This is a genomic window from Sphingosinicella sp. YJ22, from assembly GCF_011320075.1.
Classification (GTDB): domain Bacteria; phylum Pseudomonadota; class Alphaproteobacteria; order Sphingomonadales; family Sphingomonadaceae; genus Allosphingosinicella.
The window spans coordinates 1-24,399 of record NZ_JAANPA010000043.1 but is presented as its reverse complement, the minus strand read 5'-3'; the positions used below and the strand labels follow the sequence as shown (position 1 = coordinate 24,399).

28 protein-coding genes and 2 pseudogenes are annotated in these 24,399 nt (G+C 69.7%); 12 read left to right on the top strand and 18 right to left on the bottom strand.

Features of this window, described 5'->3' with window-relative positions; genetic code table 11:
• Positions 1-152, bottom strand: a 152-nt coding sequence (locus tag G7B71_RS15740; RefSeq protein WP_279338409.1) for a DUF6481 family protein, incomplete at its 3' end; no start/stop codon positions are given.
• 184 nt (positions 153-336) lie between these two features.
• Between G7B71_RS15740 and parE the strand changes: the two genes are divergently transcribed.
• Together parE and G7B71_RS13550 are read left to right on the top strand one after the other, a co-directional pair.
• Positions 337-2,322: a DNA topoisomerase IV subunit B gene (gene parE, locus G7B71_RS13555; RefSeq protein WP_166041774.1), complete on the top strand. Its 1,986-nt coding sequence runs from the start codon at positions 337-339 to the stop codon at positions 2,320-2,322.
• Positions 2,319-2,621, top strand: coding sequence for a hypothetical protein (locus G7B71_RS13550; RefSeq protein ID WP_166041770.1), 303 nt, complete (start codon positions 2,319-2,321; stop codon positions 2,619-2,621). The genes parE and G7B71_RS13550 overlap by 4 nt, the downstream gene beginning before the upstream one ends.
• On the opposite strand, the gene G7B71_RS13545 is transcribed toward G7B71_RS13550, so the two are convergent.
• Positions 2,622-2,879, bottom strand: coding sequence for a hypothetical protein (locus tag G7B71_RS13545; RefSeq protein ID WP_166041768.1), 258 nt, complete (start codon positions 2,877-2,879; stop codon positions 2,622-2,624).
• Between the two features lie 87 nt (positions 2,880-2,966).
• Between G7B71_RS13545 and G7B71_RS13540 the strand changes: the two genes are divergently transcribed.
• Positions 2,967-4,262, top strand: coding sequence for a serine hydrolase (locus tag G7B71_RS13540; protein ID WP_166041766.1), 1,296 nt, complete (start codon positions 2,967-2,969; stop codon positions 4,260-4,262).
• 44 nt (positions 4,263-4,306) lie between these two features.
• On the top strand, positions 4,307-4,783 hold the full coding sequence (locus G7B71_RS13535) for a TM2 domain-containing protein (RefSeq protein WP_166041764.1): 477 nt from the start codon (positions 4,307-4,309) through the stop codon (positions 4,781-4,783).
• Positions 4,784-4,787: 4 nt separating this feature from the next.
• Here the strand turns inward: G7B71_RS13535 and apaG are convergent, their stop codons facing one another.
• Genes apaG through G7B71_RS13515 form a run of 4 tightly spaced genes read right to left on the bottom strand, consistent with a single transcriptional unit; the run spans position 4,788 to position 7,807 of the window.
• Positions 4,788-5,186, bottom strand: a complete 399-nt coding sequence (gene apaG / locus G7B71_RS13530; RefSeq protein ID WP_166041762.1) for a Co2+/Mg2+ efflux protein ApaG — start codon at positions 5,184-5,186, stop codon at positions 4,788-4,790.
• Between the two features lie 31 nt (positions 5,187-5,217).
• Positions 5,218-5,952 carry a DNA repair protein RecO gene (recO, locus tag G7B71_RS13525; RefSeq protein ID WP_166041760.1) on the bottom strand — a complete coding sequence of 245 codons (735 nt, stop codon included), beginning with the start codon at positions 5,950-5,952 and terminating at the stop codon, positions 5,218-5,220.
• Positions 5,953-5,967: 15 nt separating this feature from the next.
• Positions 5,968-6,894: a GNAT family N-acetyltransferase gene (locus G7B71_RS13520; protein ID WP_166041758.1), complete on the bottom strand. Its 927-nt coding sequence runs from the start codon at positions 6,892-6,894 to the stop codon at positions 5,968-5,970.
• Positions 6,869-7,807 carry a polysaccharide deacetylase gene (locus G7B71_RS13515; protein WP_166041756.1) on the bottom strand — a complete coding sequence of 313 codons (939 nt, stop codon included), beginning with the start codon at positions 7,805-7,807 and terminating at the stop codon, positions 6,869-6,871. Before G7B71_RS13515 ends, G7B71_RS13520 begins: the two co-directional genes overlap by 26 nt.
• Positions 7,808-7,902: 95 nt before the next feature.
• Here G7B71_RS13515 and G7B71_RS13510 point away from each other — a divergent pair, with 95 nt between their 5' ends.
• Entirely contained in the window at positions 7,903-8,946 is a 1,044-nt protein-coding gene (locus G7B71_RS13510; protein WP_166041752.1) for a GNAT family N-acetyltransferase, read from the top strand.
• A gap of 6 nt (positions 8,947-8,952) precedes the next feature.
• Here the strand turns inward: G7B71_RS13510 and bla are convergent, their stop codons facing one another.
• From bla to G7B71_RS13490, 4 genes are read right to left on the bottom strand one after another with little or no spacing between them, the layout of a single operon-like run.
• A complete protein-coding gene (gene bla / locus G7B71_RS13505; protein ID WP_166041778.1) occupies positions 8,953-9,822 on the bottom strand; it encodes a class A beta-lactamase in 870 nt (289 codons plus the stop codon).
• On the bottom strand, positions 9,822-10,163 hold the full coding sequence (locus G7B71_RS13500) for a 2Fe-2S iron-sulfur cluster-binding protein (RefSeq protein ID WP_166041750.1): 342 nt from the start codon (positions 10,161-10,163) through the stop codon (positions 9,822-9,824). Before G7B71_RS13500 ends, bla begins: the two co-directional genes overlap by 1 nt.
• On the bottom strand, positions 10,160-11,287 hold the full coding sequence (locus tag G7B71_RS13495) for a cysteine desulfurase family protein (RefSeq protein ID WP_166041748.1): 1,128 nt from the start codon (positions 11,285-11,287) through the stop codon (positions 10,160-10,162). The genes G7B71_RS13500 and G7B71_RS13495 overlap by 4 nt, the downstream gene beginning before the upstream one ends.
• Positions 11,284-12,330 (bottom strand): aminotransferase class V-fold PLP-dependent enzyme, encoded by a 1,047-nt coding sequence (locus G7B71_RS13490; RefSeq protein WP_166041746.1) that lies wholly within the window; start codon positions 12,328-12,330, stop codon positions 11,284-11,286. The genes G7B71_RS13495 and G7B71_RS13490 overlap by 4 nt, the downstream gene beginning before the upstream one ends.
• A gap of 98 nt (positions 12,331-12,428) precedes the next feature.
• Here G7B71_RS13490 and G7B71_RS13485 point away from each other — a divergent pair, with 98 nt between their 5' ends.
• Complete coding sequence (locus G7B71_RS13485) at positions 12,429-13,085, top strand: alpha/beta hydrolase (RefSeq protein WP_166041744.1); 657 nt, start codon at positions 12,429-12,431, stop codon at positions 13,083-13,085.
• Between the two features lie 127 nt (positions 13,086-13,212).
• Here G7B71_RS13485 and G7B71_RS13480 read toward each other — a convergent pair whose 3' ends face one another.
• A complete protein-coding gene (locus G7B71_RS13480) occupies positions 13,213-13,512 on the bottom strand; it encodes an SCP2 sterol-binding domain-containing protein (RefSeq protein ID WP_166041742.1) in 300 nt (99 codons plus the stop codon).
• A gap of 147 nt (positions 13,513-13,659) precedes the next feature.
• On the opposite strand from G7B71_RS13480, the gene G7B71_RS13475 reads away from it, so the two are divergent.
• On the top strand, positions 13,660-14,352 hold the full coding sequence (locus G7B71_RS13475; protein WP_166041741.1) for a hypothetical protein: 693 nt from the start codon (positions 13,660-13,662) through the stop codon (positions 14,350-14,352).
• 36 nt (positions 14,353-14,388) lie between these two features.
• Entirely contained in the window at positions 14,389-16,044 is a 1,656-nt protein-coding gene (locus G7B71_RS13470; protein ID WP_166041739.1) for a thiamine pyrophosphate-binding protein, read from the top strand.
• On the opposite strand, the gene G7B71_RS13465 is transcribed toward G7B71_RS13470, so the two are convergent.
• From G7B71_RS13465 to G7B71_RS15735, 4 genes are all read right to left on the bottom strand, one after another.
• Positions 16,041-18,101 carry an EAL domain-containing protein gene (locus G7B71_RS13465; RefSeq protein ID WP_166041737.1) on the bottom strand — a complete coding sequence of 687 codons (2,061 nt, stop codon included), beginning with the start codon at positions 18,099-18,101 and terminating at the stop codon, positions 16,041-16,043. The two genes, G7B71_RS13470 and G7B71_RS13465, sit on opposite strands and share 4 nt — an antisense overlap.
• Positions 18,102-18,267: 166 nt before the next feature.
• Entirely contained in the window at positions 18,268-18,438 is a 171-nt protein-coding gene (locus tag G7B71_RS13460; protein WP_166041735.1) for a CsbD family protein, read from the bottom strand.
• Positions 18,439-18,502: 64 nt separating this feature from the next.
• Positions 18,503-19,777: an erythromycin esterase family protein gene (locus tag G7B71_RS13455; protein WP_243406247.1), complete on the bottom strand. Its 1,275-nt coding sequence runs from the start codon at positions 19,775-19,777 to the stop codon at positions 18,503-18,505.
• Positions 19,774-20,430, bottom strand: a complete 657-nt coding sequence (locus G7B71_RS15735; RefSeq protein WP_243406246.1) for a protein-L-isoaspartate(D-aspartate) O-methyltransferase — start codon at positions 20,428-20,430, stop codon at positions 19,774-19,776. Before G7B71_RS15735 ends, G7B71_RS13455 begins: the two co-directional genes overlap by 4 nt.
• A gap of 62 nt (positions 20,431-20,492) precedes the next feature.
• On the opposite strand from G7B71_RS15735, the gene G7B71_RS13450 reads away from it, so the two are divergent.
• Positions 20,493-21,296 carry a methyltransferase domain-containing protein gene (locus G7B71_RS13450; RefSeq protein WP_166041732.1) on the top strand — a complete coding sequence of 268 codons (804 nt, stop codon included), beginning with the start codon at positions 20,493-20,495 and terminating at the stop codon, positions 21,294-21,296.
• Positions 21,297-21,323: 27 nt separating this feature from the next.
• The gene (locus G7B71_RS13445) at positions 21,324-21,947 is read left to right on the top strand and encodes a class I SAM-dependent methyltransferase (RefSeq protein WP_166041729.1); all 624 of its coding nucleotides are present in this window, start codon (positions 21,324-21,326) and stop codon (positions 21,945-21,947) included.
• On the opposite strand, the gene G7B71_RS13440 is transcribed toward G7B71_RS13445, so the two are convergent.
• From G7B71_RS13440 to thiS, 3 genes and pseudogenes are all read right to left on the bottom strand, one after another.
• Positions 21,914-22,315 carry a PIN domain-containing protein gene (locus G7B71_RS13440; RefSeq protein ID WP_166041727.1) on the bottom strand — a complete coding sequence of 134 codons (402 nt, stop codon included), beginning with the start codon at positions 22,313-22,315 and terminating at the stop codon, positions 21,914-21,916. The genes G7B71_RS13445 and G7B71_RS13440 overlap by 34 nt on opposite strands.
• Positions 22,316-22,318: 3 nt before the next feature.
• On the bottom strand, positions 22,319-22,561 hold the full coding sequence (locus tag G7B71_RS13435; protein WP_166041724.1) for an AbrB/MazE/SpoVT family DNA-binding domain-containing protein: 243 nt from the start codon (positions 22,559-22,561) through the stop codon (positions 22,319-22,321).
• Between the two features lie 27 nt (positions 22,562-22,588).
• Positions 22,589-23,650 (bottom strand): annotated as a pseudogene (gene thiS, locus G7B71_RS13430) (sulfur carrier protein ThiS).
• Between the two features lie 47 nt (positions 23,651-23,697).
• Here thiS and aroQ point away from each other — a divergent pair.
• Together aroQ and G7B71_RS13415 are read left to right on the top strand one after the other, a co-directional pair.
• The gene (aroQ, locus tag G7B71_RS13420; protein WP_166041719.1) at positions 23,698-24,138 is read left to right on the top strand and encodes a type II 3-dehydroquinate dehydratase; all 441 of its coding nucleotides are present in this window, start codon (positions 23,698-23,700) and stop codon (positions 24,136-24,138) included.
• A gap of 27 nt (positions 24,139-24,165) precedes the next feature.
• A pseudogene (locus G7B71_RS13415) lies at positions 24,166-24,399 on the top strand (acetyl-CoA carboxylase, biotin carboxyl carrier protein); the annotation flags it as partial.

Sequence of the window (24,399 nt, the reverse complement as noted above, 5' to 3'; positions counted from 1 at the left end):
CAGGCGGTGCGCGCCGCGCGCACCGCCTGCCGCTCGGCGATCACCGCGGGATCGGCCGCCGGCTTGTTGCGCAGCTTGTCGAGCGCGGCCTGCTTGGCGGCGCGCGCCGCGGCCATGCGCTCGTTGAAATCGGGACTTTTGAAACCGGCCATTCGAACTCCACTGTATCAGGGCCGCCGCCGCGACGGCTGGATCGGCCCCTAGCCCCAACTCCGCGCCGCGGCCAGCGATCCCCGCCTTGTCGCGGATTCCCGCAATGCGCTCCGGCGCACCGCCCCTGTGGATAGAACATCCGGGCAACTTGCCTCCCCGCCTCCCCGCTCCCATAGTTCCGCCATGTCAGACGATCTGTTCGCGTCCTCCTCCCGCACGGCGGCCGAGTATGACGCCTCCCATATCGAGGTGCTCGAGGGGCTGGAGCCGGTTCGGCGGCGGCCCGGAATGTATATCGGCGGCACCGACGAGCGCGCGCTCCACCATCTCGCCGCCGAGGTGCTCGACAATAGCATGGACGAGGCGGTCGCCGGCCACGCCACCCGGATCGAGGTGACGCTCGAGCCCGGCAACCGGCTCACCATCACCGACAACGGCCGCGGAATCCCGGTCGACGAGCATCCCAAATATCCCGGCAAGTCGGCGCTCGAGGTGATCCTCACCACGCTCCACTCCGGCGGCAAATTCTCCGACAAGGCCTATGCGACCTCCGGCGGCCTCCACGGCGTCGGAGTCAGCGTCGTCAACGCCTTGTCAACCGACACCGTGGTCGAGGTCGCCCGCAACCGCGAGCTCTACCGCCAGACCTTCGCGCGCGGCCTGGCGACCAGCCCCCTGGAGAAGATCGGCGCCGCCCCCAACCGGCGCGGCACCACCATCGCCTTCACCCCCGATCCCGACATCTTCGGCGAGGCGGCGCATTTCCGCCCGGCACGGCTGTACCGGCTCGCCCGCTCCAAGGCCTATCTGTTCGCCGGGGTCGAGATCCGCTGGCGCTGCGATCCGTCGCTGATCAACGACGGCGAGGACATCCCCGCCGAGGCGGTGTTCCAATTCCCCGGCGGCCTCGCCGACCATCTCAAGGAGCAGGTCGGCGTCCGCGAGTGCGCGACCAACCAGTTCTTCGCCGGCAAGCAGGAGTTTCCGGGCGGCCAGGGCAATGTCGAATGGGCCGTCGCCTGGCCGCTGTGGAGCGACGGCGCCGCCTCCTATTATTGCAACACCATCCCCACGCCCGACGGCGGCACCCATGAGCAGGGCCTTCGCGCCGCGCTGACCAAGGGCATCCGCGCGTTCGGCGAGCTGGTCGGCCAGAAGAAGGCCAAGGACATCCAGGCCGAGGATTTGCTCGCGCCCGCCGAGCTGATGCTGTCGGTGTTCATCAAGGACCCGCAATTCCAGAGCCAGACCAAGGACCGGCTCACGTCACCGGATGCGGCGCGGCTCGTGGAAAATGCGGTCCGCGACCATTTCGACCACTTCCTGTCCGATCACATGGATCGCGGGCGGGCGCTGCTCGGCTACGTGCTCGACCGCATGGACGAGCGCCTGAAGCGCAAGCAGGAGCGCGAGGTCAAGCGCAAGACCGCGACCTCGGCGCGCAAGCTGCGTCTGCCCGGCAAGCTCACCGACTGCGCAAACGACGATCCCGCGGGCACCGAATTGTTCATCGTCGAGGGCGACAGCGCCGGCGGCTCGGCCAAGCAGGCGCGCGACCGCAAGACCCAGGCGATCCTTCCGATCCGCGGCAAGATTTTGAACGTGGCCTCCGCCTCCGCGGACAAGATCCGAGCCAACCAGGAGATCGCCGACCTCACCCTCGCGATGGGCTGCGGCACCCGCGACCGCTGCAATCCCGACGACCTTCGCTACGAGCGGATCGTCATCATGACCGACGCCGACGTCGACGGCGCCCACATCGCCACCCTGCTCATGACCTTCTTCTTCCAGGAAATGCCGGACGTCGTCCGCAAGGGCGCGCTCTACCTTGCGCAGCCGCCGCTCTACCGGCTCGTCAACGGCGGGACGATCGAATATGCCCGCGACGACGCGCACCGCGCCGAGCTGGAGCGCACGGTGTTCAAGGGCAAGAAGGTCGAGGTCAGCCGCTTCAAGGGCCTCGGCGAGATGAATCCGGGCCAGCTTCGCGAGACCACCATGGACCCGAAGTCGCGCAGCCTGATCCGAATCACCCTGCCCCAGGATTATGAGGAGCGAAGCGCCGTCCGCGACCTCGTCGACCGGCTGATGGGCCGCAACCCCGAGCACCGCTTCGCCTTCATCCAGAGCCACGCCGCCGAGCTGGACGAGGAAGCGATCGACGCATGACCCGCTTCGCCAGCGTCCCGCGCGTGACGGCCTACGGCGCCGTCGCGGCGGTGGCGGCATTGCTGCTGTGGGTGCTCTACGGCCGCTGGCCCGAGACCTTCGTGCTGCCCTATGTGCTGGCGCTCGTCGCGACGGCGGGGTGCGGGCTGTTCATCCTCTTCGCGACGGTCACCGACGCGGTCAACAACCCGCGCCGGGGAGTCCGGATCCGCCCGATCCGGGGCTTCGACGTCGCCGTCGGCGTGCTCCTCGCGGGCCCGTCGCTGTGGGCGCTGAGCCCCTTCCTCGACGCCTTCTGATCAGGCCGAGGCGGCGGCGGATTCGATCGACGCCTCGATCATCCGCTCCCACATCGCCGGGTCGCCGGCCCGCGCCGCCGCCTCGTCGGGCTCGCGCATCGTCTTCAGGATCGACACCGCGTCGTCGCGGTACATGAACCACACCTCGTCGACCTTGTCGGCGGCGGACGGATCGTCGCCATCGGCATTGGCGCTGAGCACGCGCCCCGCGATGACTCGGGCGATGCGCTCGACCAGACTGGTGGTGGCAACGGGCATGATGGTCCTCCCAGGAAAAGCTTCGGACCTGTAACGGTGGAAGCGGGCACTGGTTTCGATTAGATTTGCCTTCGGGGGGACATCATCATGCGAGCTTTTCTCATCGGCCTTGCCATCGCGTTGCCGGCGGCGCCCGCCGTCGCAGTCGCCCAGCCGCCGGCGGCGGCCCCGGCGTCGCAGGAGCTTCGCGAGGCGGCCGAGGCCGTCGTCAACGTCCTTCGCGGCACGGGCGACCTCGGCACCACCTTCGCTCCCGGCTTCCTCGCCCAGGTGCCCGAGGCGCAGATCAACCAGATCTCGGCAAGCCTCGCCCAGCAGCATGGCGCGGTCCAGGCGCTGGACTCGGTCCAGCCCCGCTCGGCGACCGCGGGCACGATCCGAATCCGCACCGAGCGCGCCATCCTGGTCATGGACCTCGGGATCGAGCCGCAGGCGCCGCATCGAATCGTCCAGCTGCTCGTCACCGGAGTCGAGCCGATCGGCGGCGACAGCTTCGCGGCGATCATGCAGGAGCTTCGGGAACTGCCCGGCCAGGTCAATTTCGCGGTGGCGCGGCTCGACGAGTCCGGTCCGACCCTGGTCGCGAGCCACAATCCCGACCAAGCACTGGCGATCGGCTCGACCTTCAAGCTGATCATCCTCGGCGAAATCTCCCGCCAGGTCGGCGCCGGCCGGCTGGGCTGGGACCAGGTCGTGCCGATCGAGCGCCACTCGCTGCCGAGCGGGCTGCTCCAGGATTGGCCGCTCGGATCGCCGGTCACGGTCCATACGCTCGCCGGGCTGATGATCTCGCGCAGCGACAACACCGCCACCGACGCTCTGCTGCGCCTCGCCGGACGGGACAATGTCGAGCGAATGATGGCGACGATGGGCATGCGCTCGGCGGCGCGCAACCGCCCGTTCCTGACCACGATGGAAGCGTTCCAGCTCAAGGCCGAGGACGCCCCGGTCATCGCCCAGTGGCGCGGCGCCGACGAGGCCGCCCGCCGGCGCATGCTGCGCGAGCGCTACGAGGAGGGCGGAGCGGCGATCGACGTCACCCGCCTCGGCGCCGGCACGCCACTGGCGATCGACACGGTGGAATGGTTCGCGTCCGCCGCCGACCTCGCCCGGGTGATGGACTGGCTCCGCCGCAACGGCGACGAGACCACTCACGGCATCCTGGCGATCAGCCCCGGCATGCCGCGTCCCGCCGCCGCGCCGTACAGCTATCTCGGCTTCAAGGGCGGTTCGGAGGCCGGCGTGATCAACCTCACCTGGCTCGTCCGCAACAATGAAGGCGCTTGGCATGTGGTCACGGCGAGCTGGAACAACCCGGCCGCGCCAATCGACGAGGGCCGCTTCATCCCGCTCGTCGGCCGCGCTCTCCCGCTCGTCCGCTAACGTCCTTAACCCAATCTTATCCGCGGCTTTGTTAGGCAGCCGCCATGCAGCAGCGCGCCTCCTTCGGCCGCAAGGGCCAGGGCTCCGAGGAGCCGGAACGCCGACCGATCAGCTTCGGCAAAGCCGATGAGGCGAGCGAGATGGACCGCCGCCGCGAGGCGTTCATCGCCGCCGAGCGCGCCCGCCGCCAGCAGGAAGGCGATTATGTCGAGCCGCCCGGCTCGGACGATTTGCCCGCCTCCAGCAATGCCCAGCCGAAATCGATCGGCACGGGCTATATCTTGTGGTTCCTGCTCGGCCAGTTCGCCGCGCACCGTTTCTATGTCGGATCCAGTTCCATGGCGTTCGCCCAGATCAGCCTGCGGCTGGTCGGCGTGCTGCTCTTCCTGTCCGCCAACTTCTACGGCCTTTACCTGCTCGGCGCGGCGCTCGTCTGGTGGGCGGTCGACGGCATCATGCTGCCCGACCTGATCCGCCAGGCCAATGCCAGGAGCCGCGGCGCCACCCGCGCCTTCGCCTGACGGCTCAGCTCATCACCGCCGGCGCGACCAGCGGGAAGCGCGGGATTTCGACCGCGAAGCTCGACCCGTCCGACGCCACCATGTGGTAGCGCCCTTCCATCGACCCGGTCGGAGTCGCGAGCGGGCAGCCCGACACGTAATCGAACGCCTGGCCCGGCTCGATCACCGGCTTCTCGCCGACCACGCCCTCGCCGCTCACCTCGTGGCGGTTGCCGCGGCCGTCGCGGATCACCCATTCGCGGCTGACCAGCTTGACCCGCGCCTCGCCCTCATTCTCGATGCGGATGTGATAGGCCCAGAACCAGCGACCCTTGGACGGCTCCGACTGCTCGGGAAGGTAGCTGACCGACACCCGGACGACGATGTCGCCAGTCTTGGCGCTGTGGGGGAAAAGCTCTTTCACCGGGCCAACCTTCACCCCCGCGCCGGCGAGGTCAACCGCCGATCCGGTGGAGACGGTCGAGCAGGCGGTGGCGCGCGGCGAGGATGTCGGCCTGGCGTTCGATGAGCACGTCGCGGGCGAGAAAATGGCCGGTGACCGCGAAGCCGTCGAGGATGTCGGGCCAGCCCGGCGCCTCCTTGCCGCCGATCAGGAAGGTCGGCAGCCGCAGCAGCCGGTCGCGATAGGCCCCCGCCCCCTCCGCGCTGACCGCCCGCCCGCTCTTCGGGCTGACGTAGCGCAAATTCCCGGCTGTACCCGTCACCGCGCATTCGCCGAGGTCGAGGCCGAAGCCGAGCTCGCCGAGCAGGAGCAGCTCGTAGCGGACCAAAGCCGCCGCCCAGCCGCGCGCGCTCGGCGCCGCCTCGAGCGCCGCCAGAACCCCCGAGAGGCCGGCATAGAGCGCCGGATAAGGCTGACCCTCGGGAAGCGCGGCCGCGGTCAGCGCCGTCACCCATTCGATCGCCGCGGCGGCGAGCGGCTCGGCGAGGAGCGGCGCGCGGCTGTGCGACAGCTCGGCGGTCAGGTGGGAAAGTTGCTCGTCGGTGCGGGCGCGGAACTCGGCGGCGATATCGTTGCCGGGGACGAGCACCGGGCGAAGCGCGCGCGAGCGGCCGCCGCGAACATAGCCCACCTGGACGCCCTCGGCCGGAGTCAGCGCGCGCACGATGGCGCCATGCTCGCCATGCGGGCGGACGGCGATGATGATGGCGTCGGTCTGGAGCCGCATGGCGCGGCCGGTCTATCAGCGCCGGACCGCGCGGGCCACTCCGCCAAGGCCGAGGCGCCGGACGGCGCGCTTGGCGAGCGCGACGGAAGAATCGAATGCGTCGAGGGTTCGAAGCGTGGTGCGGTTGCCGAACGTGTCGCGCACCAGAAGCAGATCGTGGCTGGGCAGCGCGGCGGTGGCGAACTGGCGCTTGTGCTGGCCGTCGCCCTCGGTGAAGTCGAAATAGGCGAAGGCCTTTTCCTCGAGCAGCATGCGCATCGCCTCGAGCTGAAGGACGCTGCCCGGCGACAGCGGCGCGAGCTCGGCGCGATAGCCGAGATAGGCGTAGAGCAAAGTCCGCCCCTGCGCCGGCGCGTAGAGATAGGCGATCGGCCGCTCGCCGAGGAACAGCAGCCAGCCGCGCATCGCGCCCCGTTCCGCCAGCGCGCGCATCTCCGGCAGCGCGTCGGCGGGAAGGCCCGCGTCCAGCAGCCTCTCCTGATAGGTGTCGGCCGAGACGGCGCGGGCATGGGAGAAGAATTCCCCGACCTCGCCGGGCCGGCTGTACTGGCGGACGTCGAGGGTGCCTCCGGACGCCTCCGCGAGCTTGCGGCGCTTGCGCTTCAGGGTCGAGCGGGCGTTGCCGGACAGACTCGCGAACCATGCGTCGAAGTCCAAATCGAGTCGGGCATAATGGCGCGGATAGGACTGGCGGACGAAGGCGCGCAGGCCCAGCGCATGGAGTGCCTCGCCCATCGCATCGGGAAGCGCCCGGATGAAATAGCCGTCGGCCTGGGGCGGCAGGCCCGGCAGGGTCAGCGGAACGCCGTCCAGCGCCTGCTCGAGCGGCACCGACAGCCGGACGAGCCGCCGTTTTACGCTCGCGAGCGTTCGCGCGCCGACCTGGAACGGCAGCGCGACCGGCGTGGCGACCGCTTCAGCCGACACGACGGGTTCGCTCATAGCGGGCATTGCCCCAGGCCTGCTCGGCCATGCGCCCGAAGGTGAGCAGCCGCGGACTGCGGAACGGCCGTGCGCCGCCGCCGAGCGCGAGATCGCCGAGATCGGCGAAATGCGCGGTCGGCAGCGTCTCGCGATGGTCGGCGAGGTAGCGGCACAGGCGCTTGAAGCGGCTCACCGCAAGGCCGTTGCGGCGCAGGCCGTCGCGGCTGGCAAGCTCGAAGCTGTGGGTGACGATGGTGACCAGCGGATGATCCTCGCGCACCGCATGATCGAGCGCGGCGCGCATTTCCGCGAACGAGACCGCGCACAGCTGGAGGTGGCGCAAACGGCCGGGCTGATGCTCGATCTGGCCGACCGGGATCTCGACGACTCCTTCGACCATGGCCGGCGCGAGCTGCGCCCGATCGACGGGAACCGCGCTGAGAGGCTCGCAGCCATTGTGGCTGCTGTCGTAACGCAGGCCGAGCGCGCCGAGCGCGCGCAGCGTGTCGGCATTGGCGGCATAGCTTCCCGCGCGGAACGCGATCGGCGCCGGCGCCCCGGCTTTCGTGAGCAGCGCGCGGGCCTGGGCGATCAGGACCTGCTGCTCCTCGAAGGCAAACTGATTGAGCTCGCGAAACGCCTCGCCGGAGCGCGCCCAGAAGGGATGGAGATGGAGCTGGACCTCCTGCCCGGCGGCGAGGATCGGCGCGACCATGCACTCGACCGGCTCGATGCCGTGGACGAGCGCCGGCATCGGGTCGACGAAGAAGCAGGCCTTGAGCCCATGTTCGGCGAGCAGGCGCAGCTGGTAGGGCACGCCGACCCCGGCCGCCTCGTAGGAGCGCGCGAAATTGTCCTGCCACGACCGGCCGGCCTGGTGGTGGCGCCACACCAATTCGGTGTCGACGGTGATGAGCACGCGGGTCGCCATGACGCGGCCTTAGCCCGGCACGGCGAAACAAAGCGTAAAGCCGTCCCCCGTCACGCCATCTTTACCGCTGCGGGCGCAAAGCCGGCGCGATGTTGATGCGCGGGACCCAAAGCGGCGATCTGGTCATTGCCCCGGCGACGCCCGCCGCGTTCGACGCGGTCGCGGCGGCGGCCGACCCGCGCCACGCCTTCCTGCGCCACGCCTGGTTCGAGGCCGAGGCGGGCCAGCGCCTGCGCGCCCTGGTCGTGCAACGGCCGGACGGATCGCCGCTCGCCGCCCTGCCCCGCCTGCGCCGCGGGGTCGGGCCGATCGGCATCGCCGCGATCCCCGGCAGCTACTGGCCGTTCCGCAGCTTCCCGGTCGCCCTCGACGCGACCGCGGCCGAGCTTGCCGGCCTGCTCGCGCGGCGCGAGATCCGCTCCTTCCTCGGGCCGGTCTGGCGGATGGGCCCGGTGCTCGCCGACGATCCCACCGCCGAGCGCCTGCGCGACGCCGCGCCGGCGGCCGGCTGGACCATTCTGCCGCGCCGCCTCGGCGCCTCGTTCGAGCTCGACTTCGCCCGACTCCGCGCGGACAGTCCCTGGCCGCGCACCTCGTCGCAGGCGAGCAACCGACGACGCGAGCGCAAGCTCGCCGCTCATGGCGAGGTCGAATATCGCTTCGTCACCGGCCGCGACTGGACGGCGGCCGACCGCGACTCGATCGCCCGCATCGAGGCCGAATCCTGGCTGTCCGGAATCGGCGGCGCGGCCGACGCCAAGTTCCACGATGCCGAGCGACGCCGCATGTGGGAGCGCGCGGCACAGGACCCCGCAATCGCCGACATGATCACCTGCAGCCTGCTGACGGTCGGCGGCGCACCGGCGGCCTTCGCCTTCGGTGTCGAAGCGGGCGGGGTCCGCCACGACATCGCCAACGGCTACAGCCAGCGCTTCGCCGCCTTCGGCGCCGGCAAGCTGCTGCTCTACCGGGATTTCGAGCGCGCCGCCGACCGCGGGATCACGCGCGTCGACTGGGGCTCGGGCGACGCCGGCTACAAAAGCGAGATGGGCGCCACCGAGGGCCCCGAGATCGTCGACCTGCTGCTCGTCCGCTCCCGGCCGCTGGCGGCGGCGTTGCGACGCTGGTGGAGCCGATAAGCCCCGCTACCGGGTGCGTTCCAATGCGATCGCGGTGACCTCGGCGAGCGCGGCCTCGGCCTGGGCGGCGGGGACGATCGGGCGATCGAGGAACGCTGCCAGGACCCACTCGGCGCCATCCGGGCTGCGGAACCAGGCGATGTCGTTGAACGCGGTTCCGCACGTCCCAGTCTTGTCGCCGGCCGGCCATTCCGCGGGCAGTGCCCCGCGGACCCGGCGCTGGCCGGTGGTGGTGGCGCTGGTCCAGGCGCGCAATTGCTCGCGGCTTGGGCCCCCGAGAACGTCGCCGAAAATGAGGCGGCGCATCGTCTCGCCGTAAGCCGTCGGCGTGGTGGTGTCGCGCGGGTCGCCCGGCCGGTTTTCGTTGAGCTCGAGCTCGTAGCGGTCGAGCCGGGTCTCGGAATCGCCGATTCCGCGCAGCCACGCCGTGAACGCCGCCGGGCCGCCGACCCGGCGCAGAAGCAGGTTGGCGGTCGCGTTGTCGCTCTGGATCTGGCTGGCCGCGGCCGCCTGCGCCAGGGTGATTCGCCCGGTCGGCAGAAGCCGCTCGGCAACCGGCGCATGGCCGCGCACCGTGTCGGCCGGGGTGAGCGGAAGGACGTCTTCCATCCGCCAGCGCCCGTCATCCGCGCCGTCGAGCATCATCGCGGCAAGCTGGAACTTGAAGGTCGAGCACATCGCGAAGCGCTCGCCCGTGCGGTGACCGAGGACAGTCCGCCCGCGTCCGTCGAGCAGAGCCACGCCGAGCCGGCCGCCGGTGCGGCGCTCGATGTCGGCCAGGCGCGAGTCGGCTTGCGCCGGCGCCGGCTGAGCGGCGGGTATCGGCGATGCGCAGGCTGCGAGAAGAGCGAGCCCGGCGGCGAAGAGTCCCCGCATCATCGTCCCGTCCGCTGCATGTCATGTGCGTCCCTGGGCATGCGCACGGTGAGCGTGCCGAGCTCCTCGGTGAGGACGATCTGGCAGGCGAGCCGCGAAGTGCGGGTGACATGGGCAGCAAGGTCGAGCAGGTCGTCCTCCTCTTCGCTGGCGGGGGGCAGGCGGTCGAAATCCTCCGCCGCGACGATGACATGGCAGGTCGAGCAGGCCATCTGGCCCTCGCACGTCCCTTCGAGCGGCTCGCCGACCGCCTGGGCAACGTCGAGCAGGCGCTCGCCGGCGGGCGCCTCGACCTCGCGCTCCTCGCGGCCGTCGGCGGAAATGAAGGTCACCCGAGTCATGCGGCGAGGCTCAGCTGGCGTTCGGCGGCGGCGTCGATGAGGTCCAAGGCGAGGCTCAATTCGTCTTCACTGGTGTAGCGGCCGAAGCCGAGGCGGATCGAGGAGCGCGCCGCGGAATCGTCGAGGCCGAGCGCGCGCAGCACGTGGCTGGGCCGGCCCGAGCCGCTGGCGCAGGCCGAGCCGGCGGAGAAGGCGACCTCGCGCACGTCGGCGATCAGGCGCGCGGCGTCGACTCCGGGGCGGCGGATGTTGAGATTGCCGGCATAGCGGTGGCCCGGCGATCCATTGAGGATCCAGCTGTCCATGCGGGCTCGGGCGAGGTCCGCCAGCCTCGCGACATGCGCCTGGTCCATGTCTGCGCGCTCGACCAGCAGCTTGGCCGCCGCGCCGAAGCCGACGCACAGCGCCGGCGACAGGGTCCCCGAACGGAGGCCGCCCTCCTGCCCGCCGCCGTGGAGAAGCGGATCGAGCGCGACTCCATCGCGCACCCACAAGGCGCCAATGCCCTTGGGACCGTGGACCTTGTGGGCGGACAGGGCGACCATGTCGCAGGCGTCGAGCGGTAGCGGCACGCGTCCGAACCCCTGCACCGCGTCGCACAGGAACAGCGCGCCCCTCGCACGGGCGAGCCCGGCCAGTTGCGCCACCGGCTGGATCACGCCGATCTCGTTGTTGACCAGCATCGCGGCGACGAGGCCGGTGCGCTCGTCGATGCGGGCGGCGGCAAGGTCGAGATCGACGAGTCCGTCGGGACCGACGGGGAGGATGTCCACCTCGACGCCCATGCGGCCGAGCCATTCCACGGTGTCGAGCACGGCGGCGTGCTCGGTCGCCACCGTCACGACGCGCCGCCGATCTTCCGGCAGCCGCGCGAACGCCCCTTTCAGCGCCCAGTTGATCGCCTCGGTCGCGCCTGAGGTGAAGAAGAGCCGTCCGCCTCCATTTCGCTGCAGCGCTGCAATCACCTGCTCCCGCGCCACTTCCACCGCAGCCGCCGCCTCCCGCCCGAGCCGATGAGCGCTGTGCGGGTTGGCGAACTTGTCGTCCAGCCACGGCCGCATCGCCGCCGCCGCCTCGGGCGCAAGCGGCGTCGTCGCCTGATAATCGAGATAGATCGGCGTCATGCCGCGGAGCGGCGCTGCGCGAGCGCTTCCCAGGCGGCGGCGCAGGCGTCCACCTCCTGTGCCGTCGTTTGCGGGCCGAAGCTGACCCGGATGATCTCGCGCGACGCGGTCTCGTCCCAGCCCATCGCCGCGAGGACGTGGCTCGGCTTGAGGCTGCCCGACGAGCAGGCACTGCCGGCGGACACGGCGATTCCGGACAGGTCGAAATGGATCAGCTGCGCTTCGCTCGGCACGCCCGCCATCCGGTACGCCCCGATCGTCGGGATGCGCGGCGCGCCGGCGGCGACCACCTCCGCTCCCGCCGCGACCAGCCGCGCTTCGAGCCGGGCGCGAAGCTCCGCGGCGCGCTCCATCCAGTCCTCGCGCGTCTCGAGCGCGGCGGCGAAGCCGACGATGCCCGGCAGATTGTGCGTGCCGGGACGATAGCCCTGCTCCTGCCCGCCAATCGCCTTCAGCAGCGCATGGCTGCGCACCAGCAGCGCTCCGACGCCCGGCGGCCCGCCGAGCTTGTGCGCCGACACGGCGACCATGTCGGCATCGGGAAGCGCAAGCTTGCCGGCGCTCTGCGCCGCGTCGGCGAGCAGGACATGGCCCTGCGCGCGGAGCGGCGCGAGGTCGCGCCATGGCTGAAGCACGCCGGTCTCGTTGTTGGCGACCTGGATCGCGGCCGTGGCGGGAAGCGCCTGGGCGGGATCGATCACGCCGTCGGCGGACACCGGCAGGCGGGCCGCGCCCCCGGCGGCGCGATGCACCGCATCATGCTCGACCGCGGTCACGGCGAGCTGCCCGGCCGGCCGGCCGCGCAGCGCGATGTCGATCGCCTCGCTTGCGCCCGAGGTGAAGATCACCTCGCCGTCCCAGCCGAGCGCCCGCTTGATCCGCGCCCGCGCATCCTCCAGCGCCGCCCGAGCCGCGCGGCCCTCGGCATGGGGCGAGCTGGGATTGGCCCAGCGCTCCATCGCCTCCGTCATCGCCGCCTTCGCCGCCGGCAGGATCGGCGTCGTCGCGGCGTGATCGAGATAGATGCGGGGGCGCTGGGACACGTCGAAGACTCAGATTTGTGGAATTTCGCGAAATTCCCATATAGGAGGCGCGCTCATTCCGGCCCAGCCGGTCTCACCCTATTCCAGACGCAGGTGCAATGCCCGAAGTCATTTTCCCCGGTCCCGAAGGCCGCCTCGAAGGTCGTTTCCAGCCCGGTCCGCGCCCGCGCGCGCCGGTCGCGATCATCCTCCACCCGCACCCGCAGGGCGGCGGAACGATGAACCACCCGATCACCCTGGCCCTGTACAAGGACTTCGTGAAGCGCGGCTTCGCGACGCTTCGCTTCAATTTCCGCGGAGTCGGGCGCAGCCAGGGCATCTTCGACAACGGCATCGGCGAGCTGTCCGACGCGGCGAGCGCGCTCGACTGGATCCAGCAGGTCCATCCCGAGGCCGAGCAGACCTGGGTCGCCGGCTTCTCCTTCGGCGCCTGGATCGGCATGCAGCTCCTGATGCGCCGGCCCGAAGCGCGCGGCTTCATCTCGATCGCGCCGCCCGCCAACATGTATGATTTCAGCTTCCTGGCGCCCTGCCCGGCGAGTGGAATCATCATCCAGGGCGAGGCCGACGAGGTCGTCACCCCGCCCGCGGTGGTCAAGCTGGTCGAAAAGCTGCGCACCCAGCGCGGAATCACCGTCGAGCACAAGACGATCCCGGGCGCGAACCACTTCTTCGTCAACGAGATGCCGGAGCTGATGAAGGCGGTCGACGACTATCTCGACTTCCGCCTCGATCCGAGCTGCCCGATTCGGTGACATCCCAAACCCCTCCCCTTCAGGGGAGGGGATCAAGGGGTGGGGGCGAGCCGCAGGCTCGTACGGCGCGGAGCGCCGTCACCACCCCAACCCCTCCTCTGAAGAGGAGGGGCTTATCAAAAGCCGCTTAGGAGCGAAGCTTGGCGAACACGCCCTGCAGCTGCATCGCGTTGGACATGTCGCCCTCGACCTTCAGCTTGCCCTGCATGAACGCGGTCATGCCGTCGAGCTTGCCCTCGGCGAGATCCTGCCAGTCCGCCCACGACACCTTGATCGTCGTGTCGGCCGGGCCGTCCTCCTCCGTCACCTGCTGAGCGGCGCCGTCGAGCATCACTACGCCTTCGCCGCCAAAGTCGATCTTCACGCGCTTGCCCGGAAGCCAGGCCTGGGCCTCGTTCATCCGGCCGGCCATTTCGCTCTTGGTCATCCTCGCTCTCCTCGTAGGGGTTTCCCCACACCTACCCCGCCTTCCCGACCGGTCAAGCGCTGACACGGATGTCAGTATGGTTCAGCCCCGCGACAGAATCGCGCCCCCAGTCTGCCGGTCATTGTTCGCGTAAGGGGAGGGAATGACATGAGGGGAATGAAGCTCGCAATCGCGGCGCTCGGCGCGACGGCGCTCGCCGGTTGCGTCCAGGAGGCCCGCATCGCGATGCCAGCCGATCTCGCCGCCGGGACCGAGCGGCTCGAGGTCGCCGGGATGGGCCATGGCGAGCGCGGCGACTTCACGCTCGGCGCCTCGCAGGGCCGATTCGTCCGCCAGGCGCTCCAGACCCGAGGCCACATCCTCGTCCACAATGTCGGCCGCGGCGGCTTCGACATCGCCGGTCCCGAGCTTGGCGGCCGGGTGACCGCCAGCTGCGGCTTCCACGAAAGCGAGCTCGACGCCGGCGCCGTCACCGTGTCCGGCGACCGCCTCGCCTACGGCTGCGAGTTCGAACGCGACCGAGAGCCCCTCACCGCCCAGCTGCTGCTCGCCGAGGTGCCGACCTCGCGCGGCCTTCTCGCCGGCCGTACCCGAGCCGGCGAGCTCCAGCTCGGCGACATGCGGATCGGGATCCGCGCCATCCACGACATGGAGGGTGGCCGGGTCCCAAGCGGCACTCCGCTCGGCTACGCCTTCGACATCGACGGCCGGCAGATCGGCGCGGTCGACCTCAACGGCGGCAACAAGACGATCTACGCCCCCCGAGCGCCCGGCACCGAGCGCGAGGCGGTGCTGATGGCCAGCCTCGCGCTGTCCGTTTTCTGGGATCCGGGCGCCTAGCTGGAATATCGCCGCCGGTGCCGCTAGTCGGTCGCCATGACCACCAAGCGCACCGGCGGCCGAATCCTCGTCGACCAACTCCGCACCCAAGGCTGCGACCGCATCTTCACGGTGCCGGGCGAAAGCTTTCTCGCCGTCCTCGACGCACTCCACGACACGCCCGAGATCGATCTCGTCGTGTGCCGCCAGGAAGGCGGCGTCGCCTATATGGCCGATGCCGACGCGCGCATGACCGGCCGTCCGGGAATCGCCTTCGTTACCCGCGGCCCCGGCGCCACCAATGCCTGCGTGGGGATCCATGTCGCGCACCAGGATTCGACGCCGATGATCCTGTTCATCGGCGACGTCGCGCGCGGCGACCGCGACCGCGAGGGCTTCCAGGAGGTCGATTTCGGCCTGATGTTCGCGCCGCTCGCCAAATGGGTGGCGCGGATCGAGGACGCCGCGCGAATCCCCGAATATGTCGCACGCGCTTGGAGCACCGCAGTCTCCGGCCGTCCCGGCCCGGTGGTGCTGGTCCTCCCCGAGGACATGCTGACCGACTCGGTCGAGGCCGTGGACCGCCCGGCCGTCCCGCGCGCAGCGCAGGCCGCAGACCCCCTCGCCGTTTCGGCGATGATGGATCTCCTGAAGGACGCCACCTCGCCCATCGCCATCGTCGGCGGCGCCGGTTGGTGCCGAGGCACCGCCGCGCCCTTCGCCGAATGGGCGGAGCGCATTGGCCTCCCTGTCGCCGGCGCCTTCCGACGCCAGGATTCGATCCCCAACGACAGCCCGGTCTGGGCCGGCAATCTCGGCTACGGGCCCAATCCGAAACTGGTCCAGCGCGTCAAGGACGCCGACCTCGTCATCGCGGTCGGCGCCCGCCTCGGCGAAGCCACCACCGACGGCTACAAGCTGATCACGCCCGACCATCCCGACCAGACGCTCGTTCACGTTCACCCGGATCCGTCCGAGCTCGGCCGGGTCTACCGCACCGACCTGCCGATCTGCGCCGACGTTAAGGAATTCGCCGAGCTCTGCGCCGCCTGGGACGACGAGGTCATCCATTTCGATGCCGGAGCCCAGGCCCATGCCGACTGGCTGGAGTGGTCGACGCCGAAGCTCAACGACACCGCCCTCGACATGGGCCAGGTCGTCCTCGCCCTGCGCGACGCGCTTCCGGCCGACACCATCATTTGCAACGGCGCCGGCAATTTCTCCGCCTGGTTCCACCGCTTCTGGCGCTATGCCGGCTGCCCGAGCCAGCTCGCCCCGACCAACGGCTCGATGGGCTATGGCCTGCCCGCCGCGGTCGCCGCCGCGATCCGCGCGCCCCACCGCCAGATCCTGTGCGCCGCCGGTGACGGCGACTTCCTGATGAACGGGCAGGAGCTTGCGACGGCGGTCGCGCAAGGCGTCGACAACCTGCTGATCCTCCTCGTCGACAATGGCAGCTACGGCACCATCCGGATGCACCAGGAGCGCGAATATCCTTGCCGCCTGAGCGGCACGACCCTGGCCAATCCCGATTTCGCCGCCCTCGCCCGCGCCTACGGCGCCTGGAGCGCGACGGTCGAGCGAACGGCGGATTTCGCCGGCGCGCTTAAGGAAGCGATGGCGCAGAAGGGCGTTCGCCTCCTCCACCTCAAGACCGACATCGAGCAGATCACCCCGGCCCTGACCATCTCCGCGCTGCGATCCCGCGCCTAGCGGCGAAGGATCGAGGGCCGCTTCGGCCGGGCGGCAAGCGCCTCGAGGTTGAGCGGCTCGGCAAGCTCGACCCCGGCCTTGCCGTCGCGGACCCAGCGCACGGTGCCGTGCACCATCGGGCCCTCGGTGATCTCGATCTCAACCGGCTGGTCCGGAGCGATCGCCAGCTTGAACTGGTCGAACATCACGCCGCGAACGGAGATGTCGCGGATTCGGACCGGCTCGCGCGCGCTTCCCGCGCGCAGCGTCGCCGTGCGCAGCAGCTTCTGCCGCGGCGGGCGGCTGATCTTGCGCCCAACCGCCTTGGCCTCCCCCAACTCGGCCAGTTGGGCGGGCACTTCCGACGGCGGAACGGCCTTGCCGTAGACCCAGCCCTGGATGTGCGAGCAGCCGAGCTCGGTGATCAGCCCGATCTCGTCCTGGGTCTCGACCCCCTCGGCCGTCGTCTCCAGCTCCAGGGTCTCGGCGATCGCCACCACCGCCTTGATGATTGCGACATTGTGCGGATCGTGGCTCGCGCCCTTCACGAAGGACTGGTCGATCTTCACTTTGTCGAACGGCGCCTTCTTCAAATAGGCGAGCGAGGAATAGCCGGTGCCGAAATCGTCGAGCACCAGCCGAACGCCGGCCCGCTTCAGCGTCTTCAACATGTCGGCGGTGGTCTGGTCTCCGTTGAGGAAAACCCCCTCGGTGATCTCCAGCTCAAGCCGATCGGGGTCGAGGCCCGACTGGGCAAGCGCGTTGGTCACGATCGCCGGCAAGGTCGGCTTCATGAACTGGACCGGCGACACGTTGACCGCGATCCGCGCCGCGACCGGCCACGACGCCGCCTCCTCGCAGGCGGTGCGAAGCACCCACTCGCCGATCGAGTGGATGAGGCCGCAATCCTCGGCGATCGGAATGAACTCGGCGGGCGACATCGGGCCGTGCTCGGGATGGTCCCAGCGGATCAGCGCCTCATAGCCCGCCACCCGCTTCGTCGCGGTGCTGACCACCGGTTGGTAGACCAGCCGGAACTGACCCTTGTCACGCGCCGCGCGAAGCTCGTCCTCCACCGTTTTGCGGGTCTGCGCCTGGGTCAGCAGATCGTCCCGGAAGAAGCAATAGGCGCCCCGTCCCGACGCCTTGGCGGCATAGAGGGCGAGGTCGGCGTTGCGCACCAGGGTCTCGGAATCGCGGGCATGGTTCGGTGCCAGGGCGACACCGATCGAGCAGCCGATCGACAGGCTGGTGCCGTTGAGCACGTAGGGCTGCGACAGCGCGACGATGATCGCGTCGGCCAGCCGCTCCAGCTGCTTCTCGTCGTTGAACTTGGACAGGATCACCTGGAACTCGTCGCCGCCGAGCCGCCCGACGAGGCCGATGGTCCCGACCGTCCGCTCGAGCCTCTGCGCGACGACCTTGAGCAATTGATCGCCGGTCTGGTGACCGAGCGTGTCGTTGACCGCCTTGAACCGGTCGAGGTCGAGCATGAACAGGGCGATGGGACGCTTTGAGATCTCGAGCTGCGAAACCATCTGGGCGAGCTGGTCGCGCATCCGCGCCCGGTTGGCGAGGCCGGTCAGCGAATCCGACAGGGCCAGCCGCTTGATTTCGGCGTCCGAGCGGCGCTCCGCGGTGAGGTCGGTGCCGTAGCCGGCAAAGCCTGCGAACTCGCCCGACTCGTCGAGCAGCGGCCGGCCCCAGATGCACCAGATGAGGTCGGTCGATCCGTTCGCCGCGCGCACCTCGAAATTGGAGAAGGAGGTCCGCGCGTTGAGGTAGAAATTCAGAGTCCGCTCCGAGCCCGACACCTCGCCGCTCATTTCGAGAAGCTCGATGAGCGGCCGGCCGAGCGGGCCGGCTTCGTCCTCGTCGAGCAGCTTGGCAACCTTTGCCGAGATGTAGACGAGGCGTCCGGTGCGGTCGGTGCGCCAGAACCAGCCGCTGCCCTGCCCTTCGAAGCTGCGCACCAGCTCGATGGCGAGGTCGTCGCCGAGCTCGGGGCCGGCCTGCTCCGCGATCTCGCCCGGACGTGCGTTGCGCAACCCGCTGACCAGACGCGACTTCAGCTTCATCCAGCGCTTCCCGCCGGCTCCCGCCCCCCGACGGTCACCGTCCCCAGAGTGACACCTGGCCCGCGCGCGAAGGCCCGGGCACCAGCGTTGCTACCAGTCCCGGTCCTTACGGTTCGTTAAATGCCGGGGGCGCCCGGCCGGCGGCCTCCCTTGTGCGTCGGCTTGGTCAGATGTCGTCGCCGAGCAGGCCCTTGACCTTGCCCTTGAACTGCTGGCCCTTGCCGTGGAGCTCCTGCGCCGCGCCTTCGTCGCGAGTCGCCGGGTTGGCGCTCTGCTGCTTCAGCTTGCCGGCCGCCTCGTTGACGTTGCCCTTGATCTTGTCGCCAAGCTCACCCATCGAATTTCTCCAAATTGTTGCAGTTGCTTAGACGAACGAAGCCCCTGGGCGAACGTTCCTCCCGTCACAGCCCGAACGGCCACAGATCGTCCTCGCCGGGGCGTTGCGGGCCGGGCAGCGGGGTCACCGCCTCGGTCTCTTCGAACCAGACCCAGCCGTCGAACTGGTTGCCGAGCTCCGCCTCGGCATAATGGCTCCAGCGCTCGGTCTCCGGGCGGTAGATGACACCGATGAAGCGCTCGAGCCGCGATTCCAGAGTCGCCTCGGGCGGATCGCGAAGGTCGAGGAGGAAGCGCGGCTCGCCCGTCTCGAAGCTCAACCGCTCCCAGCTTCCGGGCAAGGACGGGCGGACCTGCTTGACCCGCATCGGCGCGTCCCAGTCGTCGGCCGCGGCGACCGTGCCGGTGTGGGTCCCGAAGCCGATCAGCCGCGCCGCGTCGGCAAACCGTTCCTTGACCAGCTGGCCGATGTTGAGCTCGCCCCTGACCTGGCCCATCTCGGTATGCGCGGCGTTGCCGATGTGGCTGTTGTGCGCCCACACCACCGCCTTGCTGTCCGCCCCTGCGGCGTCGAGCAGCTGGCACAGCGTCTCGAACATATGGGTGTCGCGCAGATTCCAGCTCTGTGCCGAGCCGTGATACATCGCCCGGTAATAGGCCTCGGCATTGGCGACGAGCCGTGCGTTGGCCGCCGCGTCGAGCCACTCCATGCCGTCCTGGTAGCTGTACTGCATGCGGTTGGCCTGGAGGTCGCGAAGCATCGCCAGCACCTGCTTCTCGCACTTCGCATAGCCCTCGCTCAGCGCGACCGCGCCATAGGCCGCCGGATTGCGGCTGTAGGGCTGCAGGCAGGCATAGCGCGCCCGCGCGATCTCCGACGCCTCCGGATCGACCTCTTTGAGATAGTCGATCACCGCCCGCATCGACGCGCTGAGATTGTAGAGGTCGAGCCCGTAGAAGCCGGCCTGCCCCTGCTCCGCCCGCCCCTCGTTCCACCGGTGAAGCCAGCGCACGAAGCCGTCGACCTCCGCGTTGCGCCACATCCAGGTCGGGAAGCGCTGGAACGCCGCTTCCTCGCCGTCGCGGCGCGGGCGGTGGCGGACGAGGCGGTCGATGTTCGCCGCATCCGGCCAGTCGGCCTCGACCGCGACGATATTGAAGCCGTGCCGCTCGATCAGTCGCCGGGTGATGGCGGCGCGGGCGCGGTAGAATTCGGACGTGCCGTGGCTCGCCTCGCCGAGCAGGATCACGCGCGCCTTGCCATAGCGGTCGAACGCCTCGGCGAAGGCGGCCTCCGCGATGTCGGGGAGCGGCTCAACGAACGACGCGAGCGGATTCATGACCTCTGCTCCGGCCAGCCCTGCTCGCCGATCAGCGGCACGAAGCGCACCGCCTCCAGCTCCTCGCGATCGAAGCGCTCGCCCCGGCGCCGCACTCGCACCAGCCGCTGCGCCCCGCCCGGCGCGCCGACCGGCATGACCAGCACGCCGCCGTCCGCAAGCTGGTCGAGCAGCGCCTCCGGCACGTCGCGCCCGGCCGCCGCGGCGAGGATCGCGTCATAGGGCGCGCCCGCCGCGAAACCGAGGGTGCCGTCGCCCTCGACGATCCGCACGTTGTCATAGCCGAGCCGCTCCATGCGCTCGGCTGCGAGCCGCGCCAACTCGCCATGGCGCTCGATCGCCACCACCTCGGCGGCGATGCGTCCAAGGATGGCGGCGGCATAGCCCGACCCGGCGCCGATCTCGAGCACGCGCTGGCCGGGCCGGACTCGCGCCGCGTCGATCATGAAGGCGACGATATAGGGCTGGGAGATGGTCTGCCCCGCCTCGATCGGCAGCGGCCGGTCCTCATAGGCCTCGCCGGCAAGGTCGGGCGCGACGAACAGCTCTCGTGGCACCTCGCGGAAGGCGCCGAGCAGGGCCGCGCCGACCAGGCCCCGGCCGGCGATCTGCTGCGCCACCATCCGCTCGCGAAGGGCGCCGAAATCTGGCATTCATTTCTCCTGCCGCGGCTGTAACCGACACTCGCCGCCGCCGTTCCGGAAGGGAGGTGACAATGGCATCCATCGACAGCGCATTCGCGGGCTCGATCCCTGCCATATACAACCGTTGCCTCGGGCCGATGCTGTTCGAACCCTATGCGCTCGACCTCGCCCGCCGAGTCGCACCCCTTCGGCCCAGGGCCCTCCTCGAGACGGCGGCCGGCACCGGCATCGTCACCGCCGCGCTGGCCGAGGCCCTCCCCGAGACGGACATCGTCGCCACCGACCTCAACCAGGCGATGCTCGACGTGGCGGCCGAGCGGATCGCGTCACCCCGGGTCGCCTTCCAGGCGGCGGATGCACAGTCGCTCCCCTTCGCCGACGACGGCTTCGACGCGGTCGTGTGCCAGTTCGGCGTGATGTTCTTCCCAGACCGCGTCGGGGCCTATCGCGAGGCGCGCCGGGTGCTGCGCGGGGACGGCGCCTTCATCTTCAACGCGTGGGACAGCCTCGATGCCAATCCCGCCTCGAAGGCGATGGCGGAGGCGATGGGCGAGGTCTTTCCCGACGATCCCCCCTCTTTCCTCCAGCGCACGCCGTTCGGCTATCACGACCCGAGCCGGATCGAGGCCGACCTGCGCGCCGCGGGCTTTTCCGACATCTCCTTCGAGACCGTGGTCCTGCCCTGCCGCGCTTCCTCGGCGCACGAGGCCGCGACCGGAATGTGCCGCGGCAGCCCCCTCCGCGCCGAGATCGAGGCGCGCGACGCGACGCGGCTCGACGCAGCCGTGGAAGCGGCAGCGAAGGCGCTCGAACGTCTCTCAGGTCCCGCTCTGGATGTGGACATGTCCGCTCACGTCTTCACGGCGAGAGTCTGAAAGGCGAGCGGGCCAGGGTTCCGCACGATGCACGAGCGGATCATCGGCCTCTACGACGAAACGGCGGACGCCTGGGACGGGGTCCGTGGCCGCGGCTTGTCCGCGCCGGAGATTCCTCATCTCGACGCCCTCGCCGATGCGCTCCCGCCCGGCGCCAGGATCCTCGACATCGGCTGCGGTGGCGGCGCACCGGTCGCCGCTCGGCTCCTCTCACGCGGCTTCGCGGTCACCGGCGTGGATTCGTCGCCGAACCTGATCGCCCGCGCCCGCGAACGCTTCCCGCAGGCGGATTGGCGCGTCTCCGACATGCGCCGCCTGGCCCTCGGCCGCCGCTTCGACGCCCTCCTCGCCTGGCACAGCCTCTTCCACCTCGCCGCCGACGACCAGCGCGACATGTTCCCGGTCTTTGCCGCCCACGCCGCACCCGGCGCCCTGCTCATGTTCACCAGCGGCACCGAGGCCGGCGAGGCGATCGGCGAATGGCAAGGCGAGCCCCTCTACCACGCCAGCCTCGCGCCCGATGAATATCGCGCGCTGCTCGCGGAAAATGGTTTCGAAGTGCTGGCGTTCACGTCAGGCGAGCCGGGCGGCTCCGGACCTACGGTGTGGCTTGCCCGCTACGCCGGTCGGGCCGACCAATCTTCGAGCTGAAGGTCGGGAATGCCTTGAAAGTCTCGTGGGTTGAGCGTTGCCAGGATCGCGCCGGCGACGATCGCCTGCGCAGCGATCATGCGGTCCGCGATCTGCCTGCGAGAATAGCCCAGTGCCGCAACGATGCGGCCATAAGCGACAGCGTCCTCGGTGCGGAAATCGATCTGATCGAAGCCGGCGAGCATGAGATCGAGACGTTCACGTAGCAGCGCCGCATCCTGGGGGTCGCGATACACTCCGCCTTCGAGCTCGACGCGAGCCACCACCGATAGGAGCGGGCGAGATTCCAAGGCGTCAACCCGGTCCACGATCTCGGGCTCGCCGTCACGAAGCAGGATCGCGACGCTCGTGTCGAGCAGGTGCGCCACCCGCTAGAGGCCAGGCCGTTCGGGAAACTCGATCGGCTCCCGCTCCTGGATCTTCGACGGCCTCGGCAGCCTGCGCAGCGCGGCGATCATTTCGCGAGTGGTCATCTTCGGCTTGCGCGTGATCGTGGCGCCGCTGCCATTCTGCTCGATCAGAAGCTCGTCTCCGGCGCTGATTCCCAATTCCTTGGGCAGACGCACGGCGACGCTGTTGCCGCTCTTGAACGCTTTGGTCCTGATCACACCCATAGCGCGTATATACGTGTATAGACGAAATCAGATCAACCCCGCCAACGGACTCGACGGGTCGGCGTAGCGGCGCTGGCCCATGCGGCCGGCGCGGTAGGCGAGACGGCCGCTCTCGACCGCGGCCTTCATCGCCCGCGCCATCATGATCGGGTCCTTGGCCTCGGCGATCGCGGTGTTCATGAGGACGCCGTCGCAGCCCAGCTCCATCGCCACCGCGGCGTCCGAAGCGGTGCCAACTCCGGCGTCGACCAGCACCGGCACCCCGGCGCCCTCGACGATCAGCCGGATCGTCACGCGGTTCTGGATCCCGAGGCCCGAGCCGATCGGCGCGCCCAGCGGCATGATCGCCACCGCGCCGGCTTCCTCGAGCTGCTTCGCGGCGATGGGATCGTCGACGCAATAGACCATCGGCTTGAAGCCCTCGGCGACCAGCACCTCAGTCGCCTTCAGCGTCTCGCGCATGTCGGGATAGAGCGTCTTCGCCTCGCCCAGCACCTCGAGCTTGACCAGCTCCCAGCCGCCCGCCTCACGCGCCAGCCGAAGGGTGCGGATCGCGTCCTCGGCGGTGAAGCAGCCCGCGGTATTGGGCAGATAGGTGTAGCGCTTGGGATCGATGAAGTCGGTCAGCAGCGGCTGGTTCGGGTCGGACACGTTGACCCGCCGCACCGCGACGGTGACGATCTCCGCCCCCGACGCCTCGACAGCCGCCGCGTTCTGCTCGAACGACTTGTACTTGCCGGTGCCGACGATCAGCCGGGAAGTGAAGCTCTGGCCCGCGACCGACCAGCTGTCGGAGGCCTCGATCTCATTCATTGCGTTCATGGCTTCGCCCTAGTCCGTCGCCTCGAACAAAGTCGAGGGGCGGGTTCAGCCGCCACCCACAAAAGTGACGATCTCGAAATCGTCGCCGTCCTCTACCTTGACCTCGGCCAGGGTCGAGCGCGGCACGATCTCCAAATTGCGCTCGACCGCGACCTTCTCCGGCACCAAACCAAGCTCGGCGGCGAGCTCGGCGATGGTGATCCCCCCGGTCACGCGCCGGTGCTGGCCGTTGACCGTGATCGAGAGCGTGCCGTCGGTGGTCGTCATGTCCAAGGCTTTCCACTGCAATAAGTTAGTCATATAGGGCCGCGCCAATGGCGAGCCGCCCTACCATCTATGTGCTCAACGGTCCCAATCTCAACCTGCTGGGACTTCGCGAGCCGGAAATCTACGGATCCGACACGCTCGACGACATCGCGGGGCGCTTGGAAGATCGTGGCCGTGAGCTCGGTTTCGCCATCGACCTTCGCCAGTCAAACCATGAGGGCCACCTCATCGACTGGCTCCACGAGGCCGAGGCCGAGGGCGCGAGGGCGGTAATCCTCAACGCCGGCGGCTTCACCCACACCTCCGTCGCCCTCCATGACGCGATCAAGGCGGTCGCGGTGCCGGTGATCGAGGTCCATTTGTCCAATCCGCAGGCGCGCGAATCCTTCCGGCACACAAGCCTGGTGGCTCGCGCCGCCAAAGGGAGCATCTGCGGTTTCGGGGCGCTGGGCTATGAGCTCGCGCTGGACGCGGCCGCACGTCTCTGACAGGGAGCCCCGAACAGGGGATAGACTATGAACGACGATAACGGGTCCAACGGGGCCATGCGGGTCGACACCGACCTCATCCGCCAGCTCGCCGAGATGCTCAACGCCAACGACCTCACCGAGATCGAGGTCGAGGATGGCGACCGCAAGATTTCCGTGAAGCGCACCATCGCCGCCGCTCCGGTCATGCACGCCGCGCCGATGGCGCACGCGCCCGCCGCCGCCGCAGCGCCCGCTCCGGCCGCTGCCCCCGCCCCGGCC